Annotated in this window: 24 protein-coding genes, 1 tRNA gene and 2 pseudogenes; 11 read left to right on the top strand and 16 right to left on the bottom strand. The window is 66.4% G+C overall.

Annotation, left to right across the window (positions count from 1 at the left end):
* Window positions 1–57 precede the first annotated feature (57 nt).
* The gene (locus tag AC1C2R_RS14215; RefSeq protein WP_495380333.1) at window positions 58–459 is read right to left on the bottom strand and encodes a hypothetical protein; all 402 of its coding nucleotides are present in this window, start codon (window positions 457–459) and stop codon (window positions 58–60) included.
* A gap of 77 nt (window positions 460–536) precedes the next feature.
* Window positions 537–1,127 (bottom strand): TetR/AcrR family transcriptional regulator, encoded by a 591-nt coding sequence (locus AC1C2R_RS14210; RefSeq protein WP_495380332.1) that lies wholly within the window; start codon window positions 1,125–1,127, stop codon window positions 537–539.
* A gap of 149 nt (window positions 1,128–1,276) precedes the next feature.
* Here AC1C2R_RS14210 and AC1C2R_RS14205 point away from each other — a divergent pair.
* Window positions 1,277–1,735, top strand: a pseudogene (locus AC1C2R_RS14205) (ABC transporter ATP-binding protein); the annotation flags it as partial.
* A 37-nt stretch (window positions 1,736–1,772) separates the two neighbouring features.
* Window positions 1,773–2,357, top strand: coding sequence for an ABC transporter permease (locus tag AC1C2R_RS14200; RefSeq protein WP_495380331.1), 585 nt, complete (start codon window positions 1,773–1,775; stop codon window positions 2,355–2,357).
* Window positions 2,358–2,382: 25 nt separating this feature from the next.
* Here the strand turns inward: AC1C2R_RS14200 and AC1C2R_RS14195 are convergent, their stop codons facing one another.
* Both AC1C2R_RS14195 and AC1C2R_RS14190 read right to left on the bottom strand, forming a co-directional pair.
* Window positions 2,383–3,120 (bottom strand): metallophosphoesterase, encoded by a 738-nt coding sequence (locus AC1C2R_RS14195; RefSeq protein ID WP_495380330.1) that lies wholly within the window; start codon window positions 3,118–3,120, stop codon window positions 2,383–2,385.
* On the bottom strand, window positions 3,117–4,346 hold the full coding sequence (locus AC1C2R_RS14190; protein WP_495380329.1) for an FAD-dependent oxidoreductase: 1,230 nt from the start codon (window positions 4,344–4,346) through the stop codon (window positions 3,117–3,119). The genes AC1C2R_RS14195 and AC1C2R_RS14190 overlap by 4 nt, the downstream gene beginning before the upstream one ends.
* 64 nt (window positions 4,347–4,410) lie before the next feature.
* Between AC1C2R_RS14190 and AC1C2R_RS14185 the strand changes: the two genes are divergently transcribed.
* Complete coding sequence (locus AC1C2R_RS14185) at window positions 4,411–4,890, top strand: MarR family winged helix-turn-helix transcriptional regulator (protein ID WP_495380328.1); 480 nt, start codon at window positions 4,411–4,413, stop codon at window positions 4,888–4,890.
* 74 nt (window positions 4,891–4,964) lie between these two features.
* Here the strand turns inward: AC1C2R_RS14185 and AC1C2R_RS14180 are convergent, their stop codons facing one another.
* Both AC1C2R_RS14180 and AC1C2R_RS14175 read right to left on the bottom strand, forming a co-directional pair.
* Window positions 4,965–5,705, bottom strand: a complete 741-nt coding sequence (locus AC1C2R_RS14180) for an SDR family NAD(P)-dependent oxidoreductase (RefSeq protein WP_495380327.1) — start codon at window positions 5,703–5,705, stop codon at window positions 4,965–4,967.
* Between the two features lie 5 nt (window positions 5,706–5,710).
* Window positions 5,711–6,112, bottom strand: a complete 402-nt coding sequence (locus AC1C2R_RS14175; protein ID WP_495380326.1) for an SgcJ/EcaC family oxidoreductase — start codon at window positions 6,110–6,112, stop codon at window positions 5,711–5,713.
* A 79-nt stretch (window positions 6,113–6,191) separates the two neighbouring features.
* On the opposite strand from AC1C2R_RS14175, the pseudogene AC1C2R_RS14170 reads away from it, so the two are divergent.
* Window positions 6,192–6,308, top strand: a pseudogene (locus tag AC1C2R_RS14170) (hypothetical protein); the annotation flags it as partial.
* Between the two features lie 39 nt (window positions 6,309–6,347).
* Here AC1C2R_RS14170 and AC1C2R_RS14165 read toward each other — a convergent pair.
* Together AC1C2R_RS14165 and AC1C2R_RS14160 are read right to left on the bottom strand one after the other, a co-directional pair.
* Window positions 6,348–6,647 (bottom strand): hypothetical protein, encoded by a 300-nt coding sequence (locus AC1C2R_RS14165; protein WP_495380325.1) that lies wholly within the window; start codon window positions 6,645–6,647, stop codon window positions 6,348–6,350.
* A gap of 279 nt (window positions 6,648–6,926) precedes the next feature.
* A tRNA-Arg gene (locus AC1C2R_RS14160) sits at window positions 6,927–6,998 on the bottom strand.
* Between the two features lie 71 nt (window positions 6,999–7,069).
* Here AC1C2R_RS14160 and AC1C2R_RS14155 point away from each other — a divergent pair.
* Window positions 7,070–8,131: a lactonase family protein gene (locus AC1C2R_RS14155; protein WP_495380324.1), complete on the top strand. Its 1,062-nt coding sequence runs from the start codon at window positions 7,070–7,072 to the stop codon at window positions 8,129–8,131.
* Window positions 8,132–8,210: 79 nt separating this feature from the next.
* Here AC1C2R_RS14155 and AC1C2R_RS14150 read toward each other — a convergent pair whose 3' ends face one another.
* The 4 genes from AC1C2R_RS14150 to AC1C2R_RS14135 form a co-directional block, all read right to left on the bottom strand.
* Complete coding sequence (locus tag AC1C2R_RS14150) at window positions 8,211–8,927, bottom strand: CHAP domain-containing protein (protein ID WP_495380323.1); 717 nt, start codon at window positions 8,925–8,927, stop codon at window positions 8,211–8,213.
* 363 nt (window positions 8,928–9,290) lie between these two features.
* Entirely contained in the window at window positions 9,291–9,788 is a 498-nt protein-coding gene (locus AC1C2R_RS14145) for an HNH endonuclease (RefSeq protein ID WP_495353121.1), read from the bottom strand.
* A 364-nt stretch (window positions 9,789–10,152) separates the two neighbouring features.
* On the bottom strand, window positions 10,153–10,824 hold the full coding sequence (locus AC1C2R_RS14140; RefSeq protein WP_495353120.1) for a C40 family peptidase: 672 nt from the start codon (window positions 10,822–10,824) through the stop codon (window positions 10,153–10,155).
* A gap of 391 nt (window positions 10,825–11,215) precedes the next feature.
* Window positions 11,216–11,908 carry an iron-dependent transcriptional repressor DtxR gene (locus AC1C2R_RS14135; RefSeq protein ID WP_495380322.1) on the bottom strand — a complete coding sequence of 231 codons (693 nt, stop codon included), beginning with the start codon at window positions 11,906–11,908 and terminating at the stop codon, window positions 11,216–11,218.
* A 72-nt stretch (window positions 11,909–11,980) separates the two neighbouring features.
* Here AC1C2R_RS14135 and serC point away from each other — a divergent pair, with 72 nt between their 5' ends.
* Window positions 11,981–13,096, top strand: a complete 1,116-nt coding sequence (gene serC, locus AC1C2R_RS14130) for a phosphoserine transaminase (RefSeq protein WP_495380321.1) — start codon at window positions 11,981–11,983, stop codon at window positions 13,094–13,096.
* Window positions 13,097–13,101: 5 nt separating this feature from the next.
* A complete protein-coding gene (locus tag AC1C2R_RS14125; protein WP_495380320.1) occupies window positions 13,102–13,368 on the top strand; it encodes a DUF2530 domain-containing protein in 267 nt (88 codons plus the stop codon).
* On the opposite strand, the gene AC1C2R_RS14120 is transcribed toward AC1C2R_RS14125, so the two are convergent.
* Both AC1C2R_RS14120 and AC1C2R_RS14115 read right to left on the bottom strand, forming a co-directional pair.
* A complete protein-coding gene (locus tag AC1C2R_RS14120; protein WP_495380319.1) occupies window positions 13,341–14,006 on the bottom strand; it encodes a DUF3027 domain-containing protein in 666 nt (221 codons plus the stop codon). The genes AC1C2R_RS14125 and AC1C2R_RS14120 overlap by 28 nt on opposite strands.
* Window positions 13,999–14,379: a cold-shock protein gene (locus tag AC1C2R_RS14115; RefSeq protein ID WP_495353115.1), complete on the bottom strand. Its 381-nt coding sequence runs from the start codon at window positions 14,377–14,379 to the stop codon at window positions 13,999–14,001. The genes AC1C2R_RS14120 and AC1C2R_RS14115 overlap by 8 nt, the downstream gene beginning before the upstream one ends.
* A gap of 109 nt (window positions 14,380–14,488) precedes the next feature.
* Between AC1C2R_RS14115 and AC1C2R_RS14110 the strand changes: the two genes are divergently transcribed.
* The 3 genes from AC1C2R_RS14110 to AC1C2R_RS14100 all read left to right on the top strand — a co-directional run bounded on the left by AC1C2R_RS14110 (window position 14,489) and on the right by AC1C2R_RS14100 (window position 18,454).
* On the top strand, window positions 14,489–14,761 hold the full coding sequence (locus AC1C2R_RS14110; RefSeq protein WP_495380318.1) for a multidrug ABC transporter ATPase: 273 nt from the start codon (window positions 14,489–14,491) through the stop codon (window positions 14,759–14,761).
* A 9-nt stretch (window positions 14,762–14,770) separates the two neighbouring features.
* On the top strand, window positions 14,771–16,633 hold the full coding sequence (locus tag AC1C2R_RS14105; RefSeq protein ID WP_495380317.1) for a helicase-associated domain-containing protein: 1,863 nt from the start codon (window positions 14,771–14,773) through the stop codon (window positions 16,631–16,633).
* A 177-nt stretch (window positions 16,634–16,810) separates the two neighbouring features.
* Window positions 16,811–18,454, top strand: a complete 1,644-nt coding sequence (locus AC1C2R_RS14100; protein ID WP_495353112.1) for a DNA repair helicase XPB — start codon at window positions 16,811–16,813, stop codon at window positions 18,452–18,454.
* A gap of 13 nt (window positions 18,455–18,467) precedes the next feature.
* Here AC1C2R_RS14100 and AC1C2R_RS14095 read toward each other — a convergent pair whose 3' ends face one another.
* Window positions 18,468–19,190 (bottom strand): pyrimidine reductase family protein, encoded by a 723-nt coding sequence (locus AC1C2R_RS14095; RefSeq protein ID WP_495380316.1) that lies wholly within the window; start codon window positions 19,188–19,190, stop codon window positions 18,468–18,470.
* On the bottom strand, window positions 19,187–20,059 hold the full coding sequence (gene folP, locus AC1C2R_RS14090; RefSeq protein ID WP_495380315.1) for a dihydropteroate synthase: 873 nt from the start codon (window positions 20,057–20,059) through the stop codon (window positions 19,187–19,189). The genes AC1C2R_RS14095 and folP overlap by 4 nt, the downstream gene beginning before the upstream one ends.
* A gap of 116 nt (window positions 20,060–20,175) precedes the next feature.
* Between folP and AC1C2R_RS14085 the strand changes: the two genes are divergently transcribed.
* Window positions 20,176–20,868: a response regulator transcription factor gene (locus AC1C2R_RS14085; protein WP_495353109.1), complete on the top strand. Its 693-nt coding sequence runs from the start codon at window positions 20,176–20,178 to the stop codon at window positions 20,866–20,868.
* Window positions 20,869–20,885: the final 17 nt, after the last annotated feature.

Raw genomic sequence — 20,885 nt, 5'->3', positions numbered from 1 at the left:
TTCCTTCTTTTGGCGGGCTTCAGTCGCGTCGACTCGCCCGAAATCTCTTACGTTTGGCTATCGGTGGGTTGCGCTGTGCGCCTTGGCTGTAGCGGCGCAGATCAGTGCGATAAGAGACGGGACGGCGCCGAGTAGTATCTGCAAAATGACTACCCCGATGTCGCCCGCGCCGTACGCGTCTGGACCGCGAAAGTAGTTGTAGACGGTGAAACTCACCGCGTACGCAACCCCCAGGGCAGAGGCGACGATTAGGATGACGTGACCGCTTGACTGCCGCATCCACATTGACACGGTGCCCGCCAGGAGCAGCAAAGTGACGATGATTCCCGCGACTGCGGCTACCCACATGAAGATCTGGAATTCGGGCGAGACGGCGTTCGCCCCTATCCCCAGCCTGACCATGAAAAGCGCGAACATCACGGCGGCGAACGCGCCAAACCCACACGCAGCACTGGTCATTCGACGGGTCTGTCCGCTCCCTGTGGTAGTGGGAACTTCACTTAAGGTCGTCTCGCTGTCGGCTAGTTGAGCCATAATTACCCTTCTTCAGATGTCGATGTCGTTGTGGCACCGATGGCACGCAATACGAGCCTGACCCCCTCGGTAATGTGGTGGTCGGGGTTTAGTTCTGGGTGGGCAGGTAAGTAGTAGGCGGCGGAGTCGATGATGGCGCGGATCGTGTGCGCCATGAACTCGGCATCGAATTCGCCGAAGCTTCCGTCCTGCTGGCCTGCTTCAAGCAGGCCACGGAGCGGATGGATCGCGTCGTCAATTTCGACGGTTCCGGTGTGCTGGACGATGCGCTGGGTCGCCACCACGTGCTCAACATTGTCGAGGATGAAGCGCAGGTTCGCCTCGACGTAGGTCTCGACCTGGTGCCTGGGTGTCGCGATCGCGGCCAGGACGCGCCCGGTCATGTAGGCGCGGCCGGCGTCGAACAAGGTGTCCACGACGCTGGCATAGATCTCTTCCTTGCTACCGAAGTGGTACAGGGCCGTGCCTTTGCTTGTGCCTGCCTCCGCAGCGATCCGCTCGACCGACGCCGCGTGGATGCCGTCTCGGTGGACTAACCGAACGGTCGCGGCGATCAGATCGTCGCGTCGGGCCTGATGGGTGCGGGTCGACATGGTGGAAGCCTAGCGTTTTTCGACTACTCAGTCTAGAGTTCGACTGAGCGGTCAAGAATGGCTCGCCCGTTGCCCACTCCTTGGACACGGATCGAATACGACTCGCTCGACCATCCGAGCATCGTCGTCGCTGCAAAGGGAAGTGTTGTATGGGAATGATTGAGGTAGAGAACCTCGTGAAGCACTACGGTGACCACGCCGCAGTGAACGGGGTCAGCTTCGCCGTCGAACAGGGTGAAATCTTCGGCATCCTGGGGCCGAACGGGGCTGGCAAGACCACGACTGTCGAGTGCCTCGAGTGGTTGCGCACCCCGGACAGTGGGTCGATTCTGGTCTGCGGCATCGACCCGCATCGGGACGAAGATGAGCTGCGACAGTTGCTCGGCGCACAGCTCCAGGAGAGTGAGCTGCCTGACAAGCTCAAAGTCGGTGAGGCGCTGGAGCTGTACAGCTCTTTCTACCGCGATCCCTCTGACTGGCGGGAGCTCGCCGAGATCCTCAATCTCACGAGCAAGCTCGGCACGCAGTTCAGGCGGTTGTCTGGCGGCCAGAAGCAGCGGTTGTCGATCGCGCTGGCACTGATCGGCAACCCGAAGGTCGCGGTGCTCGACGAACTGACCACGGGCCTCGACCCGCAGGCCCGCCGTGACGTGTGGGGGCTTATCGAGCGGATCCGCGATCGCGGAGTCACGATCCTTTTCCCTCAGCGGCCTCTCGCAATTGTTCGCGTCCTACCGGGAGAAAGGTGTGCTGCGACGCATGCGCACCACCCCCGTCCGACCGACTGTCATGCTCGGAGCGCAACTGCTGATGGCTACGATCCTGTCGGTCGTGACGATGGTCGTCATCCTCGCCATCGGCCGGCTGGCATTCGGTGTGGAACTGCCCCAGCAACCGCTCGCCTACCTCATCAGTTACCTACTGCTGGCCTTGGCACTGTTCGCGATCGGATTACTCGTCGCCGCGCTCGCCCCGTCGAGCAAGAGTGCCAGCGCGATCGGCACCATCGTGTTCTTCCCCCTGGCCTTTTTCGCCGGCCTCTGGCTACCACGCGCCAATATGAACGACGTCCTGCGAACGATCAGCGACTTCACCCCTCTTGGCGCCGGCGTCCAGGCACTGCAGGACGCCGCATCCGGACACTGGCCGCAACTATTGCACTTGGCCGTGATGCTCGGATGGGCAATTGTGGCAGGCGGGCTAGCAGCACGATATTTCCGATGGGACTAGATCGGCTGTCCGTTCTCGCGGGAGGTCACAGCGCAGACGGGCTGAGGTAGTGAAACAGCGTCCTGATGCTCGACCCGTCAATATGGTGGACAGCAAGGCCCGGCATCGCGTCGGGATCCGCTATGGGGTCGGTCTTGCTGCCTAGCCGCATGGTCGAAGCGATGCCTGGAGCTCCGAGGAGTGGGACGCCGGCAAAGGAAGTCGCAAGGGCGGTGTGCACGTGCCCAGTGAATATCCCGATGACGTTGTGGTGCTCGCGAACGAGCGTCGCGAGCGCTTCAACGTTCGTGAGGCCGAAACGATCCATGACATGATGTCCGACCGACATAGGCGGGTGATGCATCGCGAGCACTGTCGAGCCGATCGTGCCAGCGAGTAACTCACGCGCGTACTCGATCGCCTCCGATCCCAGCATCCCCTCGTCGCTGTGATCGATGTGCGAGTCTAGGCCAATCAGTCGAACCCCAGCCAGATCGATGGTGGCGTTCAGCGAAGCTCGGCGCCCGTGGGCTTGCAAAGCCGCGAGCAGGGGCGCCGAGAGGTCGTGATTACCCGGGACGACGAGCGTCGGCAGTCCGTCGGGGAGGGCGCCGAAGAATTGCGAGTACTCTGCTGGGTCGCCGTGGTCAGCTAGGTCGCCGCTGAGCAGTAGCGCATCTACGTCGGAGAGTTCTGCGACCTGTTTCAGCACAGCCCGAAAACGGCGCTGGCGCGACGATGACCCGTCGAGATGCATGTCACTCAGATGAGCGATGACGGTCAAGAGTCCTCCTTGGGCCAGGCCGCGACGGGGGTGATCGGCTCATCGAAGTCGATGTGGTGCCCTTGGAGCCACTTCATCGACTGACCGCCGTCCTTCGCTCCGGCGCGAAATTTACCGGGGAGGATGAGGTCACGGATGATCCGCATGATCGGTCCTGCTGCTTTGTCGGCCGAGGACTTGTGTCCGTCCGCCACGATCCGTTCGACACGCTCGCGGCGTAGCGATTCAAAAGTTGCGAATGACGACGGAACATCAGGGCAATCGCGCAGGCACTGGGCGAGGATCACGGCGTCCTCAAGTGACATCGACGCGCCTTGGCCGGCGGCAGGTGAAGTGGCGTGCGCGGCGTCCCCGATGACGATCATCCGGGAGCCATCGTGCCAGCGCCTGACGACCGGCATGTCGTAGGTCGCCCAGCCCATCACCGGCCCGGGAGTCGCGTCGATGATCCCCGACGCCGGCCCCGCGTCGCCGTCCATGAGCTCGTGCAGCCAGCGCCGCCACTGCGCGTCGGTCATGCCCGAGAGCACACCGCGGGCGGGCTCGTCCTTCATCGGCGGGTTGGCGAACCAGATCGTGCCACCATCCGGCGTGTTCATCCAGGCAAAGAAGCCTTTCGTGCCGAACTGCATCCGGAGGTCCCGCGCTGGCGAATCAACATTGAAGTTCGGGATGTACTCTCCGTTGTTGAGCACAGGAACGAAACGCGGAGCAGGTGCCGTGGGATCAATAAGCCGACGTGTCAACGAGTGAATCCCGTCGCATCCGATCAGGATGTCCCCGCTGGCTTCAGAGCCGTCTTCAAACCGTGCGATGACGCCGGATCCCGTGTTGCGGGCGTCCACCATGCGCTTGTTGTGATGAACGGTGACACCCTGGTCACGCGCCATGTCTGCCAACGCGACGAATAGCGCCGCGCGCGGCATCATGCGGGACGTGAGCCCATCGGGCCGTCCAAAGGCCATCGGGAGCTGCCCGAGCAGACGGCCCTTGCCGTTGACGAAGCTCACAGTGTCGACCGGATAGCCCAGTTGCTCTACCCACTCCCCCATGCCGATCGAGCGCAACGCGTCGAGGCCATTGGCTTGGAAGTTGAGCCACGACCCACGTTGATCAGCATCGGACGGCAACTGCTCGAAGATTTCCACCTCCATGCCGATCTTGCGTAGTGCGACAGCCAGCGTCGGGCCGGCGATGCCGCCGCCGATAACGAGTGCTTTAGTCATGAGCTTGGGTCCTCTTCGAGTAGTATCTTGATTATCAAACGATCTTATTGAAGGGAACACTTGAATGTCAAATGACTTGATGCTCAAGCGACAATCGGTGGGTTTTGCCATGCAGCACTACCAATCGTCTGTCGACGACTTCGACCGCGAAACGGCGCGGCTCCTGCGAATCAACGGCACCGACCTACGCTGTCTGGAGATTCTCATCAGCGAGCCGGATACGGAGATCACCCCTCGCACAATCGCGCATCGCCTCGGCCTCACGACGGGAAGCGTGACGACGATGCTCGACCGCCTCGAACGGGCCGGCTACGTCACCAGGGCCCGTCATAGCAGCGACCGCCGCAAAGTCCTGATCCAGGCAACCCCCATGGCTCGGGAACGCGTCTGGTCAATGATCGGCCCCATGCTCGAGGACGGCGCAGTTGATGTAGTCGAGCATTTCACCATTGACGAACTCGATGCCGTCGAACGATTCATCGCTCGCGCCACGGACGTTCAACGTCGCCACGTGAACCGCCTCCGCAACACGCCCCACCAATGAAGCCGATGAGCCGCCAATAGTGTGAAAACGAGTGCAATCCGTCCGCGTCCGGAAAGCGTTCCGCCGAGGGCGTTTTATAGGGCTTCGGGGTCGACGCCGATCACCGATCGCCCGCCGTCGACGGGGAGTATGACGCCGTTGATGAAGCTGGCCTGTGCCGAGAGGAGGTAGGCGACGGTGTCGGCAACTTCATTGCCTGTGCCGACTCTGCCGAGGGGATGCAGGGCTGACATTTGGGCATCGACATCAGGGTGTTGGGTGCGGTAGGCCTCGTACCGCGTGGTACTGATGGAGCCGAGGGCGACAGCATTCGTGCGGATGCCACGAGGACCGTGATCGACCGCGATAGCGCGGGTGAGGCCCTCGATAGCGGCTTTAGCGGTGGAGTACGGCAGGGCCCCGCGCACAGGACGTTGAGCCTGATGCGAAGAGACGTTGACGATTGCCCCGGCGCGCGAATGCCGCAAGTAGTGGTTCACAGCGGTGTGGCACCCGGTGAGCGCCAAGGCGATATTCGCGGTAGTCAGTGCGAGGACATCCTCCGCAGTGGCGGAATCCAGGGTCGCGTCGCGGAAGATGGCGGCGTTGTTCACCCATCCCTCCAGCGGACCTGCAGTCTCAGCGATTTCTGAAGCCTTCAGAGCGACGCGGGGATCTCGCGCGTCTCCGGTGACAAGCTGCACATCGGGGTGACCCCATGCCAATTCGTTCACGACGTCGAGGATGATGACGTGGCCGTGTTCAGCCAATCGGCGGCTGATGGCCTCGCCGACGCCCTGCCCTCCACCCGTGACCACATATGAGCGCTGATCCATGGTGTTTAGTCGACCTTTCGAACGGTGTTCTGACCCGCCACAATGCGCGGTTGCGAACTGGCCAGTGAGACGACGTACATTTGTGTATGCCGTGCTTGCGCGTCACGTGGCCGGCCGTCGACATCCGTGTAGGTCTGATTCACCACGACCGCCACCAGGTCTGTGCCGAGCGTATGAGTAGATTCCACGGTGTACGCCACGGACCCCTCGCCGAGACCTCCAGGAATCGCCCGTCGGAGGTAAGCATCTAATGCATCTCGCCCCCGGTAGCAGACACCGCGTCCAGTCACCCACACCGTACCCGGCGCAAAGTACGACACATAGGTATCAACATCTTCCGCTCGATGCCCTCGTTCCAGAGCGCTGAACAACCTTTCAATGGCCTGGAGCTGCACGGTCGAGTCCATAACATCAATCCTAATCTTCCGGCACGCTCAGGCCCGGTGAGGGTCCCGCTTACGGGAACAATTCCCGCACGAAATCGATGTGGCGTGCCGGCTTCAACACTGCGATTCACGGTTCCTGATCAACCACGCCCGTTCAAGGCAGGGCACGATCTATCCCTACTTCGTGTGCTCCGGTCGGCACCAGCGCGTCACGGACTGCACCCAGAAAGCCATCCACACCACCGACGTCGAGGAACTAATTGCGGACTATTATCGCAACGTTCGGATACCGCCAGCGACCATCGACGTGCTCCGGGAAACGCTGAACGCCGAGTTGGATCGCCTCACCGCGTCCGCGGGAACCGAAGCTGCCGAACTCACCGCAAGGCGCACGAGGAACCTCGCCGAACAAGACCGGCTCCTGGATGCACACCTCGCCGACGCGCTCAGCCTCGACCAGTTCAAAGCCAGACAGGACAAGCTCCGCGCCGAGTTCGACGACATCGACTCGCGCCTCGCGGAACACCACAACGACTACGCCGAAGCACGGTTGCACATCAACGACTGTCTCGAGCTTGCCGCCGATGTCTCACGGATCTATGCCGGATGCGACGACCAAACTCGCAGGCTCTGCAACCAGGCGTTCTTCACCAAGATCTACATCGACGAGGACAACACCATCCGGCCTGTCCTCGCTGAGCCGTTCAACATCATCCTCGACCCAGAGAAGGCCCGCGAAGCCCACGACTGGTCAGCTAAACGAGCAGACGTCGTAAACGAGTCCGACGTCCCAACCCCAAGCATTTGGTTGCAGGTTGGAGCGTCGAACATTAAGTGCCCCTGGAGGGACTCGAACCCCCAACCTGCTCCTTAGGACGGAGTTGCTCTTCCATTGAGCTACAGAGGCTGGCCGCATCAGAGTCTACCCGGCCCGCGGTAGCGTGTTCAGCGGCGCGCGTGCGCCTGGCGAACAGCGGCATGGCCGCAGAACGGGGCGGCATGAGCCAGTCGACGGGCACGAGGTTCTGGGTCGGCGCTTCGACGACCGGCGCGCTGGGGTCGGCGGCACGAGGCATCCGGCCACTGGATGTCGCGGCCGACGGCCGGGCGACGCTCGGCGAGCCCGTCGACGTGGGGCCAAACCCCATGTTCCTCGCCCTCTCCCCCGCGACCGGCGTGCTCGGTGTCGTGCACGAACTCCCCGAGGGCCTCGTCTCGACGTGGATGCTCGAGGGCGACGGGCCCGTGCCGTTCGGCCGGCCCGGCGTCACCGGCGTCGCGGGCCCCTGCCACCTCGCCTTCGACGAGTCCGGCGGCCTCATCTTCGTCGCGAACTACTCGGGCGCCCGGCTCTCGGTGCACCAGGCGACGTGGGATGCCGCGGCCGACGTCATCGTCGCTGCCGACTTCACCGGCACCGGCCCGAACCACGAGCGGCAGCAATCCTCGCACCCGCACCAGGCCGTGCTCGATTCGGTGCGCGACCACCTGCTCGTACCGGATCTCGGCACCGACCGCATCCGCGTGCTCGGCCTCGGCGGGCTCCCCACGACCCTCGACCATGACGACGTCGACGACATCGTGCTGCACGCCGGCGCCGGCCCCCGCCACCTCGTGATCGACGGCGACCTCGCCATCACCGCGAACGAACTCGACCGCACGGCGAGCATCATCGACCTCGCCGAGGGTCGCGAGGTGGCGTGGTTCTCGATCGGCGACGACGTCGAGCCGAGGGGACTCGGCTGCTCGGCGATCCGGTTGACGCGGGGCGGCATCGTGCTCATCGGCGACCGCGACGCCGACGCGCTGCGGGCGCTTCGCTTCGACGCGGCGGCACGCACTCTCCAACTCGTGGCGACGGTGAAGACCGGCGGGCGGCATCCGCGCGACCTGAATGTGACGCATGACGAGCGATTCGCGCTCGTCGCCGACCAGGAGTCGGACTCGATCGCGGTGATCGCGCTCGAGAGCACGGGAGTGCCGACCGAGGTGGTCGGCGTCGTCGAGACTCCGGCGCCGGCGTGCTTGGCGCGGGTGTAGGTCTCGATACGGCCCTGGCGGGCCTACTCGACCAGCGGCAGCGACGGCCCTGGCGGGCCTACTCGACCGGCGAAAGGAGTCAGGCGGGCGGGTAGAGGTACAGTGCCTCGCTGGTCTGGATCGTGCGCCGATGATACGAGTGGTCGGAGTTCTGGTTGTATTCCTCGATGTTCACGGTGCCGTCGCCATTGACCGACTGCACGTAGGCCACATGGTTGTAGGGGAACCAGGCGACCGCGCCGACGACGGGTTCGCTCGACGTCGGCCAGCCGCGGCTGGCCCACTCGTCGGCCCATGCATAGGCGCTACCCGACGCGAGGTTGCTCCAGTCCCACTTCCAGGGCGCACTCGTCACGCCGGCATCGCGGTTCATGCGCCAGGCGACGAAGTCGACGCACTCGCGGAAGAAGTACCGCAGCGGCGACAACCCTCCACCGTAGTCGTCGGGAGTCTGATCCCACCAGGGGTAGTCGTCACCCTCGGCCTTGACCGTGTAGACCGCGTACTCGCCGGTGCCGCGCGAGGCGAGGTTCGCTGCCCAGGCCGCCTTGTCGAGTGCCTCCTGATCGAGGCGAGCCGACTCGATCTCGGCCTTCGTCGTGACCGCATACGAATCGCCCGAGAGTGGTGCGCCACTCGCGAGCGAGGAGACCTCGATGTCTTGTGCCTCGGCCTTCGACAGGCTGAAGGCTCCGGATGCACCGAATGTCTCGCCGCCCGGCATGAACGCGTAGGCCGGCAGGGCCACGGTGCCCACGATTGCGGGCACCACGAGCACAGTCGCGAAGACGCGCATCGGCCCATTGCGGCGAGTGGTGCGCGGACCCTGGGCCACGGCTTTCGCGACGTCGGCGGCCGGAGCTGCAGGACGCGCTTGGACGGCAATGGATGCCGCGGCATCGGTTCTACCCTGCCCTCGCCGTTTCGGCGCCGTGGCGGCGCTTCGTCGCGCGCGACCTCGGTCGGCCGACCGACGCGCTGAGCGGGGGCGCTCGTGTGCGTCGTTCGTCTCGTCACCGTTCAACAGCTGGACCTCCGGGCACCGTGCCAAGGCCGCAGTGCAGCCCTGTTACGGAGTGGCTTCTCGGGTATCGGCGACTTGTGAGCCGCCAGACTCGTACCACCATAGGGCACGTCGCGTGCCTTTGTCACGACTCGATCACGCGGCCATTGCGAGGTATTCGTCCCACTGCGGCAGCGGGCGCTCGAAGCCCCGGGCCACCCAGCCTCGCCCATTGGGCCGGCCCGGCGTGATGCGCAGCTCCCAGCCCATCTCGGCAGGAGTTCGGTCGCTCTTCGTGTTGTTGCAGCGCAAGCAGCACGCGACGAGGTTCTCCCACGTGTCGCGGCCGCCCCGCGATCGAGGCAGCACGTGGTCGATCGTTGCGGCGGACCTGCCGCAGTAGGCGCAACGGTGATCATCGCGGCGCAGCACGCCTCGCCTGCTCACCGGCGCTTGGTTCGCCCGTGGGGCGCGCACGTACCGGGTGAGCAGGATGACGCTCGGCCGTTGCCACGAACCGCTCGCCGCGCACACGGGGTTGCCCTCTTCGTGCTGAATGACGGTGGCCTTGTGGTTCATGACGAGGAGCAGCGCCCGCTTGAAGGAGACGATGGCGAGGGGCTCATAGCCCGCGTTGAGCACGAGTGTGCGCATGGAGTGCCTTTCGATCGGAGCTGGATGGCTTCCAGCCGCGTGAACGGTTCGGCGTTCCGAGAAAATGATCGGGCCTGGTCTGCGCCGCCGGAATTCGGCGGGTCGAACCGCCCGGAGAACAGAGAACGGGCACCGTCGTGATGACAGTGCCCGTCGGAGCGTTCGCCCGGTTCGTGCTCGACTGACTACTGCGCCGTTGGTCGAAGAGCGCGCGCGCACCCGCGGAATGGATGCTGCGCGACTTGACCATCGGCTTCCCCTGCCTGGTTTTCTCGGATCGTCAGGGTCTCAGGTTAGAACACGAATGGCGCGCCGGGAACTTCCGGCGCGCCATTCACGTGCGGGATCACGCGATGTTCATCGATCAGATGCCGATGCGCACGATGTAGTAGTCGCTCGACCAGATGGGCTGCACACGAACGGCTGCCCCTTCGTAGGGCGCGTGCAGAATCATGCCGTTGCCCGCGTAGAAGCCATCGTGGCCGGGCATGATGACGAGGTCGCCGGGCTGAGCATCGGCCTCGGAGATGCGGGTGCCCATGGCGCCCTGACCGGTCGACGAGTGGGGCATGCCGACGCCGAACTGCGCGTAGACGTACATCACGAAGCCCGAGCAGTCGAAGCCGGCCGGCGTTGCACCGCCGTAGACGTAGGGCGTGCCGATGTACTGCGTCGCGACGTTGTAGACGCTCGCGAGGTCGAACGTCGGATACGGGGGGTTCGCGAGGAAGTCGCCGACCGACGGACCGGAGTACGACGCGGCGTACGAGGTCATCGCCGTCTCTGCCGCGACGCGGGCCGCTTCGGCCTCTGCTGCGGCCTGCGCGGCAGCCTGGATCTCGGCACCTGAGACGGCGGCGTAGCCGTCTTTCGTCATGGGTGCGGCGATGACGTCATCGGTCACCTCGACGGACTGCGCCTGCGCCTTCGTGCGCTTCGTCTCGTCGGTCTGGGCGAACTGCGGGCCACCGCTGCCCGGCGCGAACGCGTATGCCGGAATGGCGAGCGTGCCGACGATGCCGGCAGCGACCGTCATGACGAGCACGTTCGCGAGTCGGCCCCGACGCAGCCGACGAGTCGACGGCAACGTCGACGCGGCGACGCGAACCGCCGCATCCGGCTGCGCGGCAGGGGAAACGGGAGGCTTCGAGGCGATGATCGCCTTCGTAGCGGCCCCGCGAGCGTGGTTTTCGGTGAACCGACGCCGAGAGAATCGAGCCAAAATGTGTACCTCCGTCGCCCCACGACATCGAATGTCACCCCACCGGATGCGCTCGAGGGCGCTTACGGGTACTTGATCGAGCGGTGGGCTTGGGAGGCGTCTCGACCCTGGTCCTCCGACTGGCTTCTCGCCGGCGGACTCGAATGAGACTACGCGAGCCGTGCCCGAATGTCACATTCCGATCACGGCGCGGCCCTGAACGGGATCATTCCGCGATGAAGATATGGCCGGCGACCTCGCTCGGCAGCTCGAGCCCGCCGTCGATGCCGTCGACCTCGACGAGCACGTAGCCACCGGCGCGACTGAACGACGCCATGGCGCCGGGCATGACACCGGCCTGCCTGAGCTGTCCGAGCAGCTCGGGGTCGAACTGCACGGGTTCGGCGAGGCGGCGAACGACGCCGCGCACCGGGGTCTCGCTCGCGTCGACGGCCTCGACCACGTTGACGACACCCCACATGAACGCATCTGCTGCCGGGAGGCCGAGCTCTTCGAGGCCCGGGATGGGGTTGCCGTACGGTGATTCGCGCGGACTGCCGAGGATCTCGATGAGGCGACGCTCGACCTGTTCGCTCATGACATGCTCCCAGCGGCATGCCTCATCGTGCACGAACTCCCACTCGAGGCCGATGACGTCGGCGAGCAGTCGCTCGGCGAGCCGATGCTTGCGCATGACGTGCACCGCCTTGGAGCGCCCATCGGGAGTGAGCTCGAGATGCCGGTCGCCGGAGACGACCACGAGTCCGTCGCGCTCCATGCGGGCAATGGTCTGCGAGACCGTCGGTCCGGAGTGACCGAGTCGTTCGGAGATGCGTGCCCGAAGCGGCACGATGTTCTCCTCCTCGAGGTCGAGGATCGTGCGGAGATACATCTCCGTGGTGTCGATCAAGTCCGTCACGCGCGCCATCCTCCCGTTGTCACAGCCCGCCGTCCAGCCTACCGGGCTTGCCCCGTCGCTAGACTCGACCGCATGCCGAGCATCGTGATTCCTCGTGACCTGCTGCCCGCCGACGGACGTTTCGGTTGCGGTCCGTCCAAGGTTCGGAGCGAGCAGCTCGCACACCTCGCCGAGGTGGGCTCCTCCGTACTCGGCACCTCGCACCGACAGGCACCCGTCAAGCAACTCGTCGGTCGGGTTCGTGGTGGGCTGAGCGATCTCTTCGCTCTGCCCGAGGGCTACGAGGTCGTGCTCGGCAACGGTGGATCGACGGCGTTCTGGGATGCCGCGGCATTCGGTCTCATCGAGCAGCGCGCCCAGCTCGCCTCGTTCGGCGAGTTCGGTGCCAAATTCGCGGCCGCAGCCGCAGCCCCATGGCTCGACGCCCCCGACGTGCGCAAGGCCGATCCGGGCTCGCGGGCCGAACCCTCGCCACTCGAGGGTGTCGATGTCTACGCCTGGCCGCAGAACGAGACCTCCACCGGCGTCATGGCGCCGGTCACCCGCGTGGCCGGCGACGAAGGCGCACTCACGGTGATCGACGCGACGAGTGCCGCGGGCGGCATCTACGTCGACCCCACGCAGTTCGACGTCTACTACTTCGCTCCGCAGAAGAACTTCGCCTCCGACGGCGGCATCTGGTTCGCCCTCCTCTCACCGGCGGCGATCGAGCGCGTCGAGCGCGTCGCCGCGAGCGGTCGGTACATCCCCGAGTTCCTGTCGCTGAAGAACGCCGTCGACAATTCTCGGCTCGACCAGACCTTGAACACCCCGGCTCTCGCCACCCTGGTGCTGCTCGAGAACCAGCTCGAGTGGATGAACGCCTCGGGTGGTCTCACGTGGGCCGACGCCCGCACACGCGAGTCGTCGTCCGTGCTCTACGACTGGGCCGCGCGCACCCCGGTCGCCACCCCGTTCGTCGTCGACCCCGCGCACCGCTCGCAAGTGGTCGTCACGATCGATTTCGACGAGTCGACGGATGCCGCGGCGCTGGCGTCGGTGCTCCGCGAGAACGGCATCGTGGACACCGAGCCGTATCGCAAGCTCGGACGCAACCAGCTGCGCGTCGCGACCTTCACCGCCATCGAGCCCGACGATGTGCGTGCACTCACGGCATCGATCGACTACGTGCTGGCACAGATCGGTTGACCCGCGTGCGATTCTGGCTCAACGATGACGAACGACGCCCCGATCCGGCGCCCGCGCGCGCCGACGCCCGCAAGGCGGTCGTCGCCGGCACCGCTGCATGGGTGGTCGCGCTCATCGCCTGCCTCGTGTTCCGCGAACCGCTCGAGTCCGCGGGATTCGGCTGGTTCACGGCCGCCACGGTCACCGGCATCGTGCTCGGCCTCATCGGCCTCGCGGTCGTGCAGGTGATCCGCCGGCGGGACGGTCAGTCGACGGGGCGCTCCTCGAGCTGATCATCGTCGGGCCCGTCGTCGGAATCGCCACCTTCATCGTCGTCCGAGTCGTCGTCATCCGACTCGTCGAGTGCATCGATGTCGATGCCGTCGAACTCATCTTCGTGGTCGTGGTCGTCGACATCCTCGTCGTCGTCGTGCTCATCGTCGTCGAGATCGTCGTCGTCGTCGAGATCATCGTCGTCGTCGAGATCATCGTCGTCGTCATTCTCGTCATCGTCGTCGAAGTCGTCGTCGGCGCCCTCGGTGCCCGCGGTATCGCCGGACTCTCCGGCGGCTGCGGCCGCCGCGTCTTGTGCGGCACGGTAATCGGCCAGTCGCTCCGACCACGGCACCCAGTCGGGCGCGAGGAGGGCCGTCTCGCCGGGCATGAGCTCCGTCTCGAGAACGGTCGGCTCGGCGTCGCCGTCGACTCGCGAGAGCGTGACGCTCCAGCGCCAGCCGGGGTAGCCGCTGAGATCGGAGGCGAAGAGCAGCGTCAGCACATGCTCACCCTCGACGAGGTGTCCGACCACCGACCCGACGGTCTCGGGCGGGGTCACCTCGAGCAGCGCGCGCCGCGCAAGATCGGCCGACGCCAGGAGCACGTCATCGGCAACGATGATGGGTGCGCTGTCGGGTTCGGTCGGCTCAGGCATCCAGATCGTCTGCCACCTTGCGCAGCACCGCGGAGACGGTACGTGCCTTCGACTTCTCGGGATAACGGCCGCGACGCAAATCCGCTCCGATGCCATCGAGCACCTTCACGACGTCTTCGACGATGATCGCCATGTCGTCGGCTGGCATGCGGTTGATCTTGGTGAGGCTCACCGGCGTGTCGAGCACGCGCACGGAGAGAGCCTGCGCGCCGCGTTTGCCCTCGGCGACACCGAACTCCAGGCGACTGCCCGCACGCACGGTCGCGCCGGCGGGAAGAGCGGATGCATGGAGGAAGACCTCTTGGCCGTCATCGGAGCTGATGAAGCCGAATCCCTTCTCCTCGTCGTAGAACTTGACCTTGCCGGTGGGCATCGTGGAAACCTCGCTCATGTTGCAGGCGCGCTGAAACGCTGCGCCGTCCACCACCCAGTCTAGGGCTCCGGGGCACCCGCGAGTGGGTCGCCTGGCCTATTCTGGACGAGTGAGCGATTCCGGCCCCGTCATCGACAATCGCGCCGAGCGCGTCCTCGCCTATATGTTCGCCGCCGTGGTCGGTCTCTCGATCATCTGCTTCTTCGCCGTCATGATCGGCACGTTCTCGGGCGTCACACGCGACGAGATGGGCTCGGGCCTCTGGGCCGTCGTCACGATGCTGCCCTGGTTCGGCCTGCCGATCGCCTTCCTCCTGCTCATCGCCCTCCTCATCATCAACGGCATTCGCCGGGCCCGCACCTCGCGCGCCGGATCGAGCTGAGCGGAGACCATGCTCGAGCTCGCCGCACGACTCCGCGAGCTGTCGCGAGACTCTCTCGCAACAGCATTGCAGTCGCGCGAGTTCGAGCCGTCAGGCGTGCGCGACCTCTTCGACCTCGCTGAGGCCGTACTCACCCCCGATTCGATCGACCACGCGGTCGGCCGCCTCAACCGTCGAAGGCTCGCGGTGCTCGCCGTCGCGGTCGACCTCGCCGCAGGCGGCGACACCACGGCCGAGGCGGTACGCGACGAACTGGTGCGTCTCGCGGCATCCGCAGAGCTGTCGGATGCCGCCGGCGAACTGCTCGACGTGCTCGACTCGCTCCTGCTCCTGGTGCGCGTCGACGACCGGGTGCACGTTCCGGCGGCGATCATCGCGCGGGTCTCGCCGAGACTCGGCGACGACCTGCCCACGGTGGCCGAGCTTGCGGCGCCCGCGCCGCCCGTGCTCGTCTCGGGCGACGCGATCGACCGCACGATCCTCGAGCGACGTGCGGCCGAGACCGCGTACGCGACCGTGGCGGCAACCGCCGAGGTGCTCGCAGCACTCGGCACCCAGCCCGCGCGCGAACTCGCGAAAGGCGGGCTCGCGCTGCCCGACTCCAAGCGCCTCGCCGAGGCGAGCGGCACGGCGCTCGACGCGTTGCCTCGACTCTTCCACCGCGCCGACGAAGCCGGTCTCGTCGTGCGCGAAGGTGCGTTCTGGCTCGAATCCGAGAACGGAGCCGCGTGGGCGCTCGAATCGGCCGAGGGCCGGTGGCGGCGTCTCGCGGAGTGCTGGCGCGACCGCATCCCCGAGGCCCTGCGAGAACTCGTGGCGCGACGCAGCGAGTCGCTCACCGCGAGCACCCTTCGTGACGACGTGCGCTGGTTCTACCCCGCGGGCGGGCGATGGCTCGATGAAGGGCTCGAGCGACTCATCGGCGAAGCCGACGCGCTCGGACTGGCGGTCGCCGGCGAACCGGGCACGATCGCACTCCTCGTCCTCGGCGGCGACCTCGACCAGGCAGCAGGCCGACTCGCGGCGCACTTCCCCGCGCAGGTCGACAAGGTGTACCTGCAGCACGATCTCTCGATCGTCTCTCCCGGGCCGCTCGAACCCTCGCTCGACGCCCGGCTCCGCAGCTTCGCCGACGTCGAGGGTCGAGACCTCGCCTCGACGTACCGCGTCAGCGCGGCATCCGTCAATCGCGGGCTCGCCGCCGGCGAAACGGCCGACTCGATCCTCGCGTTCCTCGGCGGACTCTCACTCACCGGCATCCCCCAGCCCCTCTCGTATCTCGTCGGCGAGGCCGCCGCGCGCTTCGGCTCACTGCGGGTCGCCGTCGCCGCCGAGACGGATGCCCCGGCGCGCGCCTCGATCCGCTCCGACGACGAGCAACTCGTGCGCACCCTCGCCGTCGACCAGTCGCTCGCACCGATCGGCCTGCGGCAGACCGGGCCGCACCGCTTGCTCTCCCGGTTCGCCCCCGAAGTCGTGTTCTGGGCACTGTCCGACGCCCGCTACCCCGTGGCGGCAGAAGATGCGGCCGGCAATATCATCCGGCTGCGGCGGCATCACCTCGCTGCGGTACCCGAACCCGCTCCGAAAGCCGATCCCATCGAGGCATTGCTCGATGTCGTCCTCGCCGAGGGCGAGGCAGGTGCGACCGAACAAGCGTGGCTCGCGCGGCAGCTCGAGGCGGCGGCGCGGTCGAAAGAGACCCTCACGGTCACCGTGCGCATGCCAGGGGGCGACACCGCCGACTACCTCCTCGCCCCCGCGAGCGTCGCCAACGGCCGGCTGCGAGCGCGCGACCGCAAGGCCGACATCGAGCGCACCCTTCCGCTGTCGGCGATCGCAGCAGTGTCCCCGGCGCCCGCCGGCGCCTGACCGGCGCCGCTTCTCCGACCGATCCAACGGCCCTGGCCGTCCAGTCAGGAACACAGGACGACACTCCGCCACGGCGACGAGAACAGGCGTGGTGCGGGCGTCTTCGGCGGCCCTGCAGGTTCTCGTGCCATGGCCCCGCGGCCGTCCTCCCATGAACCGGGCGTAGACTCGACCGCTATGTCAGACGGCCCACTCATCGTGCAGAGCGACCGAACCGTCCTCCTCGAGGTCGCCCACCCGCTCGCCGAAGATGCGCGCCACGATCTGGCGGTGTTCGCCGAACTCGAGCGGGCTCCAGAGCACGTGCACACCTATCGCATCACGAGGCTCGGCCTGTGGAACGCGCGGGCTGCCGGCCACGACGCCGCAGACATGCTCGCGACGCTCGAACGGTACGCGAAGTTCCCGGTGCCGCAGACGGTCGCGGTCGACATGCGCGAGACGGTCGGCCGGTACGGCCGGCTCGTCGTCGATCGCACCGACGACGGCGCGCTGCGCCTGCACAGCGACGACGCCGCGGTGCTCACCGAGGTCGCCGGCGCCAGGCGCATCGCACCGCTCCTGACCGAACGCCTCGACGAACGGAGCTTCCTCGTCGCCGCCTGGGCACGAGGCGCCCTCAAGCAAGAGCTCGTGAAGCTCGGCTGGCCGGCCGAAGACCTCGCCGGTTACACCCCCGGCACACCGCACCAGATCGACCTCGATCAGGCCGACTGGCACTTGCGCGACTACCAGCAGAAGGCCATCGACAACTTCTTCGACGGCGGCTCGGGCGTCGTGGTGCTGCCCTGCGGTGCCGGCAAGACCCTCGTCGGGGCCGGCGCGATGGCGACCGCGAAGACGACGACGCTCATCCTCGTGACGAACACCGTCTCGGCGCGTCAATGGCGCGACGAACTGCTGAAGCGCACGACCCTCACCGCCGACGAGATCGGCGAGTACTCGGGGCAGGTGAAAGAGGTCAAGCCCGTCACGATCGCGACCTACCAGATCCTCACCGCGAAGCGGAAGGGCGAGTACGCGCACCTCGCGCTCCTCGACGCGCTCGACTGGGGCCTCGTGGTCTACGACGAGGTGCACCTGCTGCCTGCACCCGTCTTCAAACTCACTGCGGAGCTGCAGGCACGCCGCAGGCTCGGGCTCACTGCGACGCTCGTGCGCGAAGACGGCCGCGAGGGCGACGTCTTCAGCCTCATCGGCCCGAAGCGTTTCGACGCTCCATGGAAGGAGATCGAAGCCCAGGGCTTCATCTCCCCGGCCGCCTGCTACGAGGTGCGCATCGACCTCCCGCAGTCCGAGCGACTCACGTACGCGGCATCCGCCGACGACGAGCGCTACCGGCTCGCCGCCACCGCGCCCGCGAAGCTCAGTGTGGTGAAGGAACTGGTGGCGAAGCACTCCGGCGAGCGCATCCTCGTGATCGGGCAGTACCTCGACCAGATCGACGAGCTGGCCGATGCACTCGGCGCCCCGAAACTCACGGGCGCGACGCCGGTCGACGAACGTGAACGGCTCTACCAGGAGTTCCGCGAAGGGCGCACGCCCGTGCTCGTGGTCTCGAAGGTCGCGAACTTCTCGGTCGACCTGCCCGAGGCGACGGTCGCCATTCAGGTGTCAGGATCGTTCGGCTCACGACAAGAGGAGGCGCAGCGACTCGGTCGCCTGCTGCGGCCGAAGGAGTCGGGCCTCTCTGCGAACTTCTACACCCTCGTCGCACGCGACACGGTCGACCAGGACTTCGCGCAGAACCGTCAGCGGTTCCTCGCGGAGCAGGGTTACAGCTACACGATCCTCGACGCGCACTCGCTCGAGGCTGCGTGACCCGGCGCGGCGCTCAGGCGCGCGAGTAGCGCAAGAGCAGGAGGTCGCCTGCGGGGATCGCGTGCACGAGGTGCATGCGCCGCTCGAACTCGGGGGTGCCACGCACGATGCGACCCGCGGTTCCTCCAACCAGCAGCGGACTGAGCGAGAGGCAGAGTTCGTCGACGAGGTCGGCCTCGAGCAGCGAGCCGAACAAATGCGGCCCGCCCTCGCAGAGCACCTGCCGAAACCCCCGCTCGGCGAGCACATCGAGCATGGCGCGCAGATCGACGGAGCGTTCGCCGACGATGACGACGTCGGCGACCTGCGCGAGCACCTCGCGGCGCGCAGCGGGAGACGCCGCGTGGGTCACGACGATCGGACGGGTCACGGCCGCCGTGAAGAACGCGGCATCGGGATCGAGCTCGAGCGCGGAGGAGACTACGGCGACCCTCGGCTGCGGCGAGAGCCCGTGAGCGACGCGCCACGCGACATCCGTTTCGCCGACCGCGAGCCCGCCGTAGCCTTCGGCGCGCACCGTGCCCGCGCCGACCAGAACGACATCGGCGAGAGCGCGCAACACCTGCATCGTGAGACGGTCGTTCGCGTCGCCGAGGCCGCCGCTGCGACCCTCGATCGTCGCCGCACCGTCGAGGCTCGCCACGAAGTTCATGCGCACCCGCCGCGACTCGCGGTCGGGCAACGCGTTCGCCGCGAAGAGCTCGTCGCGGTCGAGCGCCGGCCCTGCGGCGCTCATCGGTTGTGTTCCAGGAACACCGGCTCGCGCCACCCCTCGATCGCCCCGATCATGCGCATCGCGTCGACGGTCTCGCGCACGTTGTGCACCCGCACGATGCGGGCGCCCCGCATGACGCAGTACACGGCGGCGGCGATCGAGCCTTCGATGCGCTGTTCCCGCGGGCGGCCGAGACTCTCGCCGACGAAGTCCTTGTTCGAGAGCGCCACGAGCGTCGGATAGCCGAGCGCGGTGATCTCACCGAGGCGGCGAGTGAGCTCGAGCGAGTGCAGCGTGTGCTTGTTGAGGTCATGGCCCGGGTCGACGATGATGCGATCGGATGCCACACCTCGCGACTCCGCGAGGGCCACCCGCTCGGCGAGGAACGCCGACACCTCGGCGACGACATCGCCGTACTGCGGCGAGGGATACGGCGTGCGCGGCTTCGCGAGGCTGTGGGTGACGACGATCGTCGCCCCGGTCTCGGCGACGACGTCGGCCATGGCCGGGTCGTGGATGCCCGTCGTGTCGTTGACGACGTGGGCGCCCGCCGCGATCGCGGCCCGAGCCACCTCGGGCTGGAACGTGTCGACCGAGATCACGGCACCTGATCCCGCGAGCGCAGCCACCACCGGCACCACGCGGTCGATCTCTTCGGCGGGCGGGATCGGCGGACCCGGAGCGAACTTCGCACCGCCGACGTCGATCCAGTCGGCGCCGAACTCGATCGCCCGATTCGCAGCATCGACTGCCGCCTCGAGCGCCTCCGTGCGGCCTCGGTCGTAGAACGAGTCCGGCGTGCGGTTGACGATCGCCATGACGGCGACCTCTCGTGCGAAGTCGAATTCGCGCGGGCCGATGCGCCGGATCACCTGTGTACGACTGGCCATGTTGCCGAGTCTTCCACGTCGCGGGCTGCCCGGCGCGCGCGGCATCCGACACTCCGGAATCGCGACCCTCGAAGAATGTTCAGGAAAGTTTCAGCCGATGCGCAGAGAATCATCACATGAGCGACGGACCACGAATTCTCATCGTCGACGACGAGCCCAACATCCGCGACCTTCTCACCACCAGCCTTCGATTCGCCGGCTTCGCCGTGCGTGCGGTCAGCAACGGCGCGCAGACCATCTCCGCGGTGCTCGAAGAGGAACCCGATCTCATCATCCTCGACGTCATGCTGCCGGATATGAACGGCTTCGGCGTGACCAAGCGCCTGCGCTCGGCCGGCTATACCGCACCGATCCTCTTCCTCACCGCCAAAGACGACACCGAAGACAAGATCACCGGCCTGACGGTCGGGGGCGACGACTATGTCACCAAGCCCTTCAGCCTCGACGAGATCGTCGCGCGAATCAAGGCGATCCTGCGCCGTACGATGCACGCCGAAGAAGACGCGGTGATCCGCACCGGCGAACTCACGATGGACCAGGACACCCACGAAGTGCTCGTCGGCGACGTGCCGGTCGAACTCTCCCCGACCGAGTTCAAGTTGCTGCGCTACCTCATGCTGAACCCCAACCGGGTGCTGTCGAAGGCGCAGATCCTCGACCACGTGTGGGAGTACGACTTCAACGGCGATGCCGGCATCGTGGAGAGCTACATCTCCTACCTCCGACGCAAGCTCGACCAGCACTCCGCCGAGCCGCTGATCCAGACCAAGCGCGGATTCGGCTACATGCTGAAGTCCTCCAAGCCCTGACTCAGGAAGGCCAACCT

Source organism: Agromyces sp. Y182 (assembly GCF_059445385.1).
Note: the sequence above shows the minus strand (reverse complement) of the source record. Positions and strands in the feature narration are given on the sequence as shown.